We start from the raw sequence: 12,295 nt of genomic DNA on the forward strand, positions 1-12,295 counted from the left end.
GGGCCCGGTCCCCGTACATCGTGAGGGCATCACGAACGCACGGGGTCCGGCACGGTGATCGGCCCCACCCGGTACTCCCCCACCGGGTGGGGCCGCTTCGCGTTTCAGGCTCCTTCCCCCGGCCCGCCGTTCCCCTCCGACACACCGTCCGGCCCCTCGTCCGGCCCCTCGTCCCGGCGCAGCGGCAGCGGCCGGGACGGTTCGAGCGCCGGGTCGTCCACCGCGAAGGTCCGTACCCGCCCCGGCCCGTCCCACGGCGTCTCGAACCGTACGGTGACCCTCCCGACGCCGCTGCCCTGCACCCAGCCCGGACCGAACTCCTCGTGCCGGACGTCCTGTCCGGGCACCCACCGCCGCACCACGACGGCCTCCGGCTCCGCCTCGGCCTCCTCGGCCTCGGCCGCCGCCTCCGCGTGCTCCGCGGCCTCCTCCCGCAGCGCCTGGGCGAACAGGTCCTCCTGGGTGTAGTCGGCGAGTTGGGCGACGCCCACGCCGAGCAGCCGGACCCCGCCGGTGATCTCCACCTGCTCGGCCAGCCGGCGCGCGGTCGCGGTGATCACCGCCTCGTCGTCGGTGGGCCCGCCGAGCGTCTCCGAGCGGGTCAGCGTCGAGAAGTCGAACCGCCGGACCTTGAGCACCACCGTCCGCCCCGAGCGCCCGGCCGCCCGCAGCCGCCGTACGCACCGGCCGGCCAGGGCCTCCACCTCGCGCAGCACCCGTTCCCGGTCGGCCAGGTCCACCTCGTAGGTGTCCTCCACCGACACGGACTTGGCGTCCTGGTCGGCGATCACCGGCCGCTCGTCCAGCCCTATGGACATCTGGAAGATCCCGGCGCCGTGAGCCCGCCCGACCAGCTGCACCAGCTCCGCCTCCCCCGCCTCCGCGAGGTCGGCCACCGTGCTCAGCCCGGCCCGGCGCAGCACCTGTTCGGTGGCCGGCCCGATCCCGGGCAGCGCCCGCACCGGCATCGGGCCGAGCACGGCCCGCTCCTGCCCGGGCTCGATCATGACCAGTCCGTCCGGCTTGGCCTGCTCGGAGGCGATCTTGGCCATCAGCTTGGACCCGGCCGCCCCGACCGAGCCGGTCAGCCCGGTCGACCGCTGGATGTCCGCCCGCAGGTCCTCCGCGAGCGCGAGGACCAGCCGTTCGCCGGTCTCGTGGTCCGCCTCCAGCAGTGCCGGTCCGTACGGGCCTGCCTCCAGGTCCACGAAGGCCTCGTCCAGGCTGAGCGGCTGCACCAGCGGGGACAGCTGCCGCAGCAGCCCCATCACGATCTCGCTGTTCTGCCGGTAGGCCTCGAACCGCCCCGCCAGGAAGGCCGCGTTGGGGCAGAGCCGGCGCGCCTGCGCCATCGGCATCGCCGAGTGCACCCCGAACCTGCGCGCCTCGTACGAGGCCGTGGAGACCACCCCGCGTCCGCCGAGCCCGCCGACGACCACCGGCTTGCCGCGCAGGCTGGGCTTGGCCGCCTGCTCCACCGCCGCGAAGAAGGCGTCCATGTCGAGGTGGATGATGCTCGGCAGAGATCGCACCCGCCGATCATCGCGTACGGGTCCGACAGTGCGTACGAACCGGGCCGGAGGCCCCGCTCCCGGCCCCCGTCGCTACTGCTTCGCGGCCTCCGCCAGCGCCTTCGGAATGCCGTCCTCCCGGGGTCCGAGGAACACCGGGTCCGGCCGCAGCCAGGCGTTGGCCGCCGCCTTGCCCGCCCCGGCGACCTCCCGCAGCCCGCCGTACAGCCAGGTCGCGTCGTGCAGTTCCGGCACCCCGACCGCGTACGAGCGGATCCCCGCCGCCTCGCACAGCGCCAGCGCCCGGCGGACGTGGAAGTCCTGGCTGACCAGCACCGCGTGGTCCACCCCGAAGATCCGGCGCGCCCGGGTGCAGGAGTCCCAGGTGTCGAAGCCCGCGTAGTCCCGCACCACCCGGTCCTCGGGAACGCCGTTCCGGGTCAGGTAGTCGTACATCGCGTCGGGCTCGGAGTACTCGACCCGCCCGTTGTCCCCGGTCACCAGGATCGCCTGCACCTTCCCCTCCCGGTACAGGTCCACCGCCGCGACCAGCCGGTGCTCCAGGTACGGGGAGGGCTTGCCCTGGTACAGGCCGGCCCCGAAGACCACCGCGACCGGCGCGGCGGGCGCGCTCTCCACGGTGCCCACCCGGTCCCCCGCGGCGAACCACACCCAGGCGCTCGGCGCCAGCGCCAGCGAGCAGAGCACCGTTCCGACCTGGAACACCCTGCGCTGCGTCCGCCGCTGCCGCAGCCGGGCCCCCAGCAGTCCGGCCCTGCGCCGCAGCAGCCCCGATATACCGGTACCGACTCCCACGTGCCCTCCCTCGATCACGTCAACCGGGGAACACGACGGGGCCGCGGGTCCGAACGGTTCCCCGTCCGGGCCCGCGGCCCCGTCGAACGCCTGCTCAGACCGCCCGGTTGCGCCGCTGGGCCAGCTCGTCGGCCGGGTCGTGCCCGACCATCGTCTCGCCGGTGTCGGTGCGCTCGGCGTGCAGCCGCCCGAGGGTGAGCTCCAGCTCCTGCCAGACCGCTCCGACCGCGATGCCGAAGACCCCCTGACCGCCCTTCAGCAGGTCGACCACCTGCTGTGGCGTGGTGCACTCGTACACCGTCGCGCCGTCGCACATCAGCGTCATCCCCGCCAGGTCGGCCTGGTCGGCGGCCTGGAGGTGGGCGACCGCCACCCGGATGTTCTGCAGCGAGACACCCGCGTCGAGCAGCCGCTTCACGATCTTCAGCAGCAGGATGTCGCGGAAGCTGTAGAGCCGCTGGCTGGTCGACGGGTACGCGGTGCGGACGCTGGGCTCCAGCAGTCCGGTGCGGGCCCAGTAGTCCAGCTGACGGTAGGTGATGCCGGCCGCCGCACAGGCCGTCGGGCCCCGGAAGCCGAGTAGGTCGGACGTCGGGGCCAGCCGTTCGATGGCCGGCTGGCCCGCCTGTACGGCCGGGAACCTGCCGACCCGGGGGAAATCCGTGACGGTGCGAGCGGTGCGCGGCATGTGCACGGCGCACCGGCCTCCCACGGCCGCGTCATCGCCGGTGCTGCTCATGCCTGCCTCCGTCCACTTGTGCTGCGGGCAACCCGACTGCGGGCATCGGCCACCCGGACAGCCACTCCTGACGGTAGGCAGTCCCCTATGACCCGTCAACGATCGCCACGCCGGGCCAGACAAACCACATCACTCAGGAGAGTGGTTTTTCGTGCCCCTAGTGTGGGTAGATGGACGGATTTTGGCAAAACGATGGGCCGAAAGGCCGCACGGTCGGGCCCCGCTACTGCGGGCCGCTGCCGCCGAAGTCCTCGGGCGACACCTGGTCGAGGAACTCGCGGAACTTCTCGACCTCGTCCTCCTGCTCGTCCGGGATCGCGATGCCCGCCTCGGCGAGCACCTCCTCGCTCCCGTAGATCGGCGTGCCGGTGCGCAGCGCCAGCGCTATGGCGTCGGACGGCCGCGCGCTCACCTCGACCCCGCCGGCGAACACCAGCTCGGCGTAGAACACGCCCTCCCGCAGGTCGGTGATCCGGACCTCGGTGAGCTGCTGGCCGAGCGCCTCCAGGACGTCCTTGAAGAGGTCGTGCGTCAGCGGCCGCACCGGCGTCATGCCCTGCTGGGCGAAGGCGATCGCGGTCGCCTCGCCGGGGCCGATCCAGATCGGCAGATAGCGATCTCCCCCGACCTCCCGCAGCAGCACGATCGGCTGGTTGGAAGGCATCTCCACTCGGACACCCACGACGTCGAGCTCATTCACACAGGCAACCCTATGGCTCCGCTCCCGGATATGAAAGCGCAGGGCCGACGCCGCTGGTCAGCGCGGTGCGGCCAGGGCGCGCCGCGGGCGGCACGCGCTATCCGCGCGTCCGCATCCCGGCCTGGACCATGGCCGCGTGCAGCCGTACGGACAGCGTCGCGAGCTCCCGGGCGGTGGCTTCCGCGTGCGCCCTGGTCTGCGGGTTCCGGTGCCGGCGCAACGGCGCCACCACCTGTTCCACCAGCGCGATCTCGCGGTCCGCCGCGGCCTTCATGGCGCGCAGGTGCCGGGGCTCCAGCCCGTACCGGCCGAGCTCCGCGACCAGCCGGGCCACCTGGAGCGCCTCGCCGTCGTAGCCGCCGTCCGGTCCCGGGGCGACCAGCCCGTAGGACTCCCACTCGGCCAGTTCCGGCTCCCCGGCCTCGGCCGCCGCGAGCAGTTCGGCGCGCCCCAGCCGGACGCCGGAGGGCACCTCTCCGCCGGCCACCAGCTCCCGGTCCGCCTCCTCCAGCGGCCCGGGCCGGGTGTCGGCGGCGGAGGGCAGCGCGGGCGGGTTCTCACCGCGCTCGATGGCGTCCAGGTGCTCCCGGATCACCCGCAGCGGCAGGTAGTGGTCCCGCTGCATGCGCAGGACGTAGGCCAGCCGCTCGACGTCGGCCGGGCTGAACTTGCGGTACCCCGAGGGCGTGCGCTGCGGCTCGACCAGTCCCTCCGCCTCCAGGAAGCGGATCTTGGAGATGGTGACCTCGGGGAAGTCGTCGCGCAGGAAGGCCAGCACCGCGCCGATGCTCAGCAGCTCGTCACCGCCGCGCCGACGGCCGACGGGCCGCTCGGCCCGGACCGGCTGCCGCGGGCCCGCGACCACCCCGCGTCCGCCGCGGTCCGCCTGCGGACCGGACGGGGTTGGGGTGGCCGCCCCGAGAGAAGAGGAAGGGGTATTCGTATTCACTCGGGCTCCTGCCGACGTCGTTTTCAGTACCCCCGGTTGTGGCCGGCGAAGAACACCAGCCGGTACTTCCCGATCTGCACCTCGTCGCCGTTGTTCAGCGGCACCTCGTCGATCCGCTCCCGGTTCACGTAGGTGCCGTTGAGGCTGCCCACGTCCGCGACGCTGAAGCCGGCCGGGGTGCGGCGGAACTCCACGTGGCGGCGCGAGACCGTGACGTCGTCGAGGAAGATGTCACCCTGCGGGTGGCGACCCGCCGTGGTGACGTCCGAGTCCAGCAGGAACCGGCTGCCGGAGTTCGGACCGCGCTGCACGATCAGCAGGGCCGAGCCCGGCGGCAGCGCGTCGATCGCCGACAGCACCTCGGCCGACAGGGCCGGCGTGGCGCCGGTGCCGGTCGTGGTGGTGGGGTCGTACGACTCCAGGCCGGAGATGGAGATGGTCGACGTGGTCTCCGCCGCCCCCTCCGGAAGCAGGCCGCCGCGCAGCGCCGTGCCGCAGTTGGAACAGAACCGGGCCGCGGCCGGGTTCCGGTTGCCGCACCTGGGGCACGGAGTGGGGCCAGCCATGTTCACAGCCTCCTGGCGCGGCACACCCGACGGGTTGTGCCCGGCGTACGGATCCGGGGCAAACCCTCCACCAGAGGTTGAGGGTCCTGACGGGAAACCTATGCGCGGCTCGCCGGAGGGGTCAACCGACGCGCCGTAGCCCGCCTGATTCCCCGCGTACTGGGCGGCGCCGCCGTCCCGGTACAGCTGCTGACCTGCGTACGGCGCGGCCTCGGGGGCCGGGCGCATGCCCGGCACTGCGGGCTCGTCCTCCGGTCGGCGGTGACGCGCGGTGGGCGCCTCGACGGCGGCGGCGTCACGGCCCTTGTTACGACCGAACAACTTCGAGAAGAAACTCACGGGCGAATCCCCTTGCGTGTGACAGACCCGCCCGCGGGGCAGGGTGAGAACCTCGGACATGCTGCGGGCCCGGTCGTTGCGGCTCGGGCCCGCTGGAGTGGTACTCCGGCGGTTGGTACTGCGGTTGTTGCTCCGGAGCGTACTGGTGCGAACCAGTCTCGCCCATGTGACGGCGGCGCCCCGCAGCGGGTGCCGCCCGCCCTTGACGGGCCGTTCGCCGGGCGCCCCGTCACTTCGAAGCCGGCTTGGCGTACTGCGGCGACTTCGGGTCCACGAGGGCGTCGACGACCACCTTCTGCTGCTGGGCGATCGTCGCCCGCGCCTGGTGGCTCTCCAGCGTGCGGACGACACCTCCCGGGATGTTCAGCGCGGGTGTCAGATCCTGCGGGTTCCCCACGACCGTGAAGCGGTAGGGCTGCGAGACCTTCTTCCCGTCGATCTGCACCCCACCGGCCGACAGGTCGGTGAAGTAGGTGTTGACCACCACGCGCACATCGTTGATCTGAATCGCCTCCGCCCCCGCCGCTCGAAGTTCTTGCAGGGTGTCCAGCAGCATATCTGCCTTCACCTGCCCTTGGGGATCATCGACCGTGAGTACGATGCCCGGACCAGTGGCTTTGACGGTGCCGGCGAGCACGCCGAGCTCCGTCGCCTTCTTCCTGGTCTGCTCCTGGGCCTCCTTGGCCTGGTTGGAGCTGTTCTCCAACTTCGCCAGGGACTGCTCCAACTCCGCCTTCTCCTGCTGAAGACGTTGCTGACGGCTGTCCAGTTCATCGAGGATCCGCACCAGGTCCTCCTGGCGGGCCCCGCGGAGCTGACTGTGGTGGTCGTTGGTCGACCGCACCTGGATCGCCAGCCCCAGGCCGAGCGAGAACAGCAGCAGCGCCACCACCAGCTGGCCGCGCGACAGCCGCGGCGGCCAGAGCGCCGCCTTCAGGCGCCGCCGGCCGGCACTCCGGTCCGCGACGGGCTCGGGCTCGGGTTCCGGCTCGGACTCCGCTTCCGCCGCGGGCTCCGGGGCAGGCACGGGCTCGGGCGTGGGCTCGGGCTCAGCGGCAGGCGCGGACTCCGGCTTCGCCCCGGTCTTCGGCTCGGTCTTCGGCTCGGTCTTCGGCTCGGCCCCGGGGGCCGGCGCGGTGACCTTTGTGAGCCGCAGCGTCGGCTCGGGCACCGAACCGGCCTCAAGCTCAGCCTTAGCGTCAGACTTCTCCGCCGAGGCGACGACGGGCTCCACGGCCTCGGCGGTCTCCCCGGCCGTCCCGGCAGCCTCGTCCACGTCCGCCGCATTGTCCGTCCGAGGTGCGTCCACGACCTCCCGGACGGGCTTCGACACCGCCTTCTCGACCGCTTTCCCGCCCGGCTCTCCAGCCGGTTTCCCGGCGGCCGGCCCGGCCACCGCCGCCTCCCGCCCGTCCTCCGCCGCGGGCTCGCGGCCCGACTCAGGCACGGAAGACATGGCGCCGGATCGCGGCCGCGTTGGAGAAGATACGGATGCCGAGGACGACGACCACGCCGGTGGACAGCTGCGAGCCGACGCCCAGCTGGTCACCGAGGAAGACGATCAGTGCCGCGACCACCACGTTCGACAGGAACGAGACGATGAACACCTTGTCGTTGAAGATCCCGTCGAGCATCGCCCGGACGCCGCCGAACACGGCGTCCAGCGCCGCCACCACCGCGATCGGCAGGTAGGGCACGACGGCGTCCGGCACCTCGGGTTGGACGAAGAGGCCGACGACCACCCCGATCACAAGACCCAGTACGGCAATCACGGTCTGGCTGCTCCTGTCCCTGTCGTGGTCTTGGTGGTTCCGGTCGGCGGACGCCGCTTGGCGGTGGAAGCACCGCTGGTCGGGGCCGACGAGGCGGAAGCGGAAGGCGAGGCCGACGGTGAGACGGACGCGCCGGGGCTCTCCTGGGTTCCGGCTCCGGCCGGCGCCGTTGCGCCCGCGGTCGCCGGGGGCGAGGCCTCGGGCGTCACCGGCTGCGCGGTCCGCAGCGTCACCCCCACCGCCGCCGGCAACGTCAGGTTCTTCTGCACGGAGAGCGTCGACTTGATGCCGTACTGCTCCTGGAGCAGCCGCAGGTACTGCCCGGCCATGTCCTTCTCGAAGGCGGTGAGGAGCTTCGAGCCGTCCCCGATCGCCTGGATGTTGTACGGCGGCACCAGCGGCCGGTTGTCCACCAGCACCGCCTCGCCCGCGGCCCGGATCGCGGACAGCGCGGTCAGCCGCTGGCCGTTGATCGCGATCGCCTCGGCCCCGGATCCCCAGAGGCCGTTCACCACCAGCTGCAGGTCGCGGTCCCGCAGCCGGCCGCTGTTGGAGAAGCCCTGCCCGGCCCTCGGGTCGACGTTGCCGCCGCTGCCCGTGCCCGCGGCGTCCTCCAGGACCAGCTTCAGGCCCGGCCCGGTGACCTGGCCCAGGCCCACGGCCCCGCTCACCCCGCCGGGATCGGCGTCGCCCGAGGCGAGCGCCTGCTGCTGCGTGCTGTCGACCTTGAGCCGCAGCTCCTGCACCTGCTTCTGCAACCGGTCGGCCGAGGTGTTGCTGTCGTTGATCCGGTGGATCAGCGCGTCCCGTTCCTTGGCCAGCGAGGGCTCGGCCTTGTGCGCGTTCACCGCGCCCACCGTCACCACCGCGCCGACCAGCGCCAGCCCCGCCCCGAGCGTCAGCAGCCCCGGCAGGGTCCCGGGTATCCGGCTGTCGCGGGCACCGCCGCGCGCGGCGGCCGCCTCCGCGTAGCCCTCGTCCAGGCTGTGGTCCATCACGTTGGTCAGCAAGGACATCGAGGCGTCCGGGCGGTTGTACCGTCCGTTCGGGGCACTCGGCGTCGGCGTCGCTGGCATGGAGACCATCGTCCCATGTCGTCGAGGGGGCCCGTGCACGGCCCCTGAGCTGCACACACGCTGCACACATGACGGAATGTGACGGAATATTCCGAATGATGTGAAAACGGACAGAGGGGCGCGCGGGTCACACCGCGCGCCCCGCCGTCCGAGGCGGTTCCGAGCTCAGTTCCTGATCGTGCTCAGTTCCGGTTCGTCACCGTCCCGCTCCGTCGACCACGGCCGCCCACTCGTCCAGCAGCGCCTCGGTGGCCTCGTCATCGGGGCCCTCCGCCCAGAGGTGGGTGACCGCCTCGGCCGGGTCCGGGAGCACCAGCGTCCAGCGCCCGTCCGCCTCGACCACCCGGACGCCGTCGGTGGTGTCCAGCCGACGGCTGCCGGCCGCCTCCACCACCGAGCGCATGACCATGCCCTTGGCGGCCCACGGCGTCGCGATGTCCCGGCGCCGGATGTGCGCCTGCGGGATCCGGGCGTCGATCTGGCTCAGCGTGAGCTGGGTCCGCGCCACCAGGCCGACCAGCCGGACGAACGCCGCGGCGCCGTCCAGCACCCCGCTGAACTCGGGCACCACGAAGCCGCCGCGCCCGTCCCCGCCGAACACCGTGCCCTCGGCGGAGGCCGCCTTCGCGAGGTCGTCCGGCGTCGTCGTGGTCCAGATGACCTGGGTGCCGTGGTACGCGGCGACCTGCTCGGCGATCCGGGTGGTGGTCACCGGCAGTGCCACCTGCCCGCTGCGCCGCTCGGCGGCGACCAGGTCCAGCAGCACCAGCAGGGCCCGGTCGTCGTCGATCACCCGCCCGAGCTCGTCCACGAACGCGACGCGCTCGCCCACCGGGTCGAACCGCACCCCGAAGGCCGCCCGCGAGGAGGCGACCAGCTCACCGAGCCTGGCCAGGCCCGCCCGCCGCGTTTCCGCGTCCTCGGTCGGCCGCGCCTCGTCCAGCCCGCTGGAGACGGTGAGCGCCTCGACCCCGAGTCGGCCCAGGATGCTCGGCAGGACGAGGCCCGCGCTGCCGTGCGCGGTGTCCACGACCACCTTCAGCCCGGCCTCCCGCACTCCGGTCGTGTCCACCGTCCGCAGCAGGTTTCCCGCGTAGGAGTCGAAGACGCTGGAGGGGAAGGTCAGGTCCCCGATCTCACCGGGGAAGGCCCGCCGGAACTCCTGGCGCGCGTAGACGCGGTCGAGCTTGCGCTGGCCGGCCTGCGAGAGGTCCGCCCCGCGCTCGTCGAAGAAGAGGATGTCCAGCGAGTCCGGCACACCCGGTGTGGTCCGCAGGAAGATCCCGCCCGCGCTCCCCCGCGCCGTGTGCTGCCGGGCCACCGGCATGGGCACGTTCTCGAGGTCGCGGACGTCGATCGCGGAGGTCTGGAGCGCCGAGATCATCGCCCGTTTGAGCGCACGCGCACCACGCGAGTGGTCACGCGCGATGGTGACGGTGGCACCTTTCTTCAGCGTCGTCGCGTACGCCCCCGCCAGCCGGACGGCCAGCTCCGGGGTGATCTCGACGTTCAGGATGCCCGAGACGCCGCGGACCCCGAACAGGTGCTCCTGGCCGCGCGACTCCCAGATCACCGAGGTGTTGACGACGGCGCCGGCCTCGATGGTCTTGAACGGGTAGACCCGGACGTTCGCCCCGATGATCGACTCCTCGCCGACCAGGCACTCGTCCCCGATCACCGCGCCGTCCTCGATCCGCGCGGCCCGCATCACGTCGGTGTTCTTGCCGACCACGCAGCCCCGCAGATTGCTCTGCGGCCCGACGTACACGTTGTCGTGCACCACCGCCCTGTGCAGGAACGCGCCGCGCTTGACGACCACGTTGCTGCCCAGCACGGTGTGCTCGCGGATCTCCACGCCGGCCTCGACCTTGGCGTAGTCCCCGATGTACAGCGGCCCGCGCAGCACCGCCTCCGGGTCCACCTCGGCGCCCTCGGCGACCCAGACCCCCGGGGAGATCTCGAACCCGTCGAGCTCGACGTCGACCTTGCCCTCCAGGACGTCCGCCTGGGCCTTGCCGTAGCTCTCGTGGGTGCCCACGTCCTCCCAGTAGCCCTCGGCGACGTACCCGTAGACCCGCTTGCCCTCCTTCAGGAGCTGGGGGAAGACGTCACTCGACCAGTCGACGGACTCGCCCGCCGCGACGTAGTCGAAGACCTCGGGTTCCATCACGTAGATACCGGTGTTCACCGTGTCGGAGAAGACCTGCCCCCAGGTCGGCTTCTCCAGGAACCGCTCGACCCTCCCCTCCTCGTCCGTGATCGTGATGCCGAACTCCAGTGGATTCGGCACCCTCGTGAGACAGACGGTGACCAGAGCGTTCTTACTGCGGTGAAAGTCGATCAATTCCGAGAGATTGAAGTCGGTCAACGCGTCACCGGAGATCACCAGAAAGGAATCGTCCTTGAGCGCGTCCTCGGCGTTCTTGACACTCCCCGCAGTGCCCAGTGGCGTCTCCTCGTGGGCATAGGTCAGATGCATGCCCAGCTCTTCGCCGTCACCGAAATAGTTCTTGACCAGCGACGCCAGGAACTGCACGGTGACGACGGTGTCGGAGAGGCCGTGCCGCTTCAGCAGCCGAAGCACGTGCTCCATGATCGGCCTATTGGCGACCGGAAGCAGCGGCTTCGGCATGCTGGAGGTCATCGGGCGGAGTCGAGTGCCCTCGCCCCCTGCCATTACAACGGCTTTCATTACGGGTGCGTCCTCCTTCGCGGTGGTGGACCGGCAGGTCCATCAAAGCGTTCCAGAAGGTTCTCTACCCGGAAGGTATCGTCCGACGCACCGAGGAGGCGTGGGGCTTCTCTCAGATCACGTCTCAGACTGTGGACGCCGGGCCCGCGGTGCTCCCCCGGACGATCTGCCGCGCCTGGACCGCGTAAAGAATCGCGGCCCACCAGTACAAGGTCGTCCCCCACCAGATGAACGCCCAGCTCACCACCTCGGCCGGCCGGGCGATCCAGCTGTCGACACTGCCGAGCAGCAGAAGCGGAAACGCGTACATCAGATTGAAGGTCGCGGCCTTCCCCAGGAAACTCGTCTGGAGCGGTCCGTAACCGCGCCGGGCCAGAATCGGCAGCAGGCCGGCGATGAATGCCTCACGGGCCAACAGGATCGCGGTGAGCCACCACGGCAGAATCCCACGCCACGTCAACCCGACCAGCGTGGACAGCACGTACAGCCGGTCGGCCAGCGGATCGAGCAGCTGCCCCACCCGGCTGATCTGCCCCCACCGGCGGGCGAGCTTCCCGTCCAGGTAGTCGCTGATCCCGCTCAACATCAGGATCAGCAGCGCCCAACCGTCATTGTTGGGCCCGTCGAAGACCGGCCACAGGATGAGCCAGAGGAAGAGCGGAACACCGACCAGCCGGCCCATGCTCAGCATATTGGGGATGGTGAGGACGCGATCGGTCTGGACCCGCGTCTCCTGGACCTCCACCCGGGGGGCCTCCTGTCCCGTGTGACGACAATTGCATGTTGACCCTACAACAGAGAAGCCCCCGACCGGTTCACCCGGCGGGGGCTTCTCTAGAAGAATTGTTCGGCGGCGTCCTACTCTCCCACAGGGTCCCCCCTGCAGTACCATCGGCGCTGTAAGGCTTAGCTTCCGGGTTCGGAATGTAACCGGGCGTTTCCCTCACGCTATGACCACCGAAACACTATGAAACTGTCAACCGCACGCCCTTCACAAAGAGCGGGTCGTTGTTTCAGAACAACACAGTGGACGCGAGCAACTGAGGACAAGCCCTCGGCCTATTAGTACCGGTCAACTCCACCCCTCACAGGGCTTCCATATCCGGCCTATCAACCCAGTCGTCTACTGGGAGCC

General features: G+C 71.2%; 11 protein-coding genes and 2 rRNA genes. All 13 read right to left on the reverse strand.

The features are described 5' to 3' along the window. Positions 1–104: 104 nt before the first annotated feature. Entirely contained in the window at positions 105–1,532 is a 1,428-nt protein-coding gene (locus ACFRQN_RS25440) for a DNA polymerase IV (protein ID WP_380742353.1), read from the reverse strand. Between the two features lie 72 nt (positions 1,533–1,604). Beyond that, positions 1,605–2,297 (reverse strand): vancomycin high temperature exclusion protein, encoded by a 693-nt coding sequence (locus ACFRQN_RS25445; protein WP_369808307.1) that lies wholly within the window; start codon positions 2,295–2,297, stop codon positions 1,605–1,607. Between the two features lie 124 nt (positions 2,298–2,421). Continuing rightward, positions 2,422–3,066, reverse strand: coding sequence for a MerR family transcriptional regulator (locus tag ACFRQN_RS25450; RefSeq protein ID WP_049653260.1), 645 nt, complete (start codon positions 3,064–3,066; stop codon positions 2,422–2,424). Positions 3,067–3,289: 223 nt separating this feature from the next. Then, positions 3,290–3,766: a bifunctional nuclease family protein gene (locus tag ACFRQN_RS25455; RefSeq protein WP_030303568.1), complete on the reverse strand. Its 477-nt coding sequence runs from the start codon at positions 3,764–3,766 to the stop codon at positions 3,290–3,292. A gap of 97 nt (positions 3,767–3,863) precedes the next feature. Then, positions 3,864–4,559: a MerR family transcriptional regulator gene (locus tag ACFRQN_RS25460; RefSeq protein ID WP_198959445.1), complete on the reverse strand. Its 696-nt coding sequence runs from the start codon at positions 4,557–4,559 to the stop codon at positions 3,864–3,866. Positions 4,560–4,738: 179 nt separating this feature from the next. After that, a complete protein-coding gene (locus tag ACFRQN_RS25465) occupies positions 4,739–5,281 on the reverse strand; it encodes an FHA domain-containing protein (protein WP_049653265.1) in 543 nt (180 codons plus the stop codon). A gap of 568 nt (positions 5,282–5,849) precedes the next feature. After that, positions 5,850–6,776 (reverse strand): DUF881 domain-containing protein, encoded by a 927-nt coding sequence (locus ACFRQN_RS25470; protein WP_380742357.1) that lies wholly within the window; start codon positions 6,774–6,776, stop codon positions 5,850–5,852. Between the two features lie 283 nt (positions 6,777–7,059). Further along, a complete protein-coding gene (locus ACFRQN_RS25475; RefSeq protein ID WP_030062488.1) occupies positions 7,060–7,392 on the reverse strand; it encodes a small basic family protein in 333 nt (110 codons plus the stop codon). Continuing rightward, a complete protein-coding gene (locus tag ACFRQN_RS25480; protein WP_380742355.1) occupies positions 7,389–8,468 on the reverse strand; it encodes a DUF881 domain-containing protein in 1,080 nt (359 codons plus the stop codon). The genes ACFRQN_RS25475 and ACFRQN_RS25480 overlap by 4 nt, the downstream gene beginning before the upstream one ends. Positions 8,469–8,664: 196 nt before the next feature. Next, positions 8,665–11,160 carry a mannose-1-phosphate guanyltransferase gene (locus ACFRQN_RS25485; RefSeq protein ID WP_049653268.1) on the reverse strand — a complete coding sequence of 832 codons (2,496 nt, stop codon included), beginning with the start codon at positions 11,158–11,160 and terminating at the stop codon, positions 8,665–8,667. A gap of 124 nt (positions 11,161–11,284) precedes the next feature. Further along, positions 11,285–11,905 carry a CDP-alcohol phosphatidyltransferase family protein gene (locus ACFRQN_RS25490; protein ID WP_049653270.1) on the reverse strand — a complete coding sequence of 207 codons (621 nt, stop codon included), beginning with the start codon at positions 11,903–11,905 and terminating at the stop codon, positions 11,285–11,287. Between the two features lie 100 nt (positions 11,906–12,005). Beyond that, a 5S ribosomal RNA gene (gene rrf / locus ACFRQN_RS25495) occupies positions 12,006–12,122 on the reverse strand. 80 nt (positions 12,123–12,202) lie between these two features. Further along, positions 12,203–12,295: ribosomal RNA gene (locus ACFRQN_RS25500) — 23S ribosomal RNA — on the reverse strand; the annotation flags it as partial.

The organism is Kitasatospora sp. NPDC056800 (assembly GCF_042789775.1).
Taxonomy (GTDB): Bacteria; Actinomycetota; Actinomycetes; order Streptomycetales; family Streptomycetaceae; genus Kitasatospora.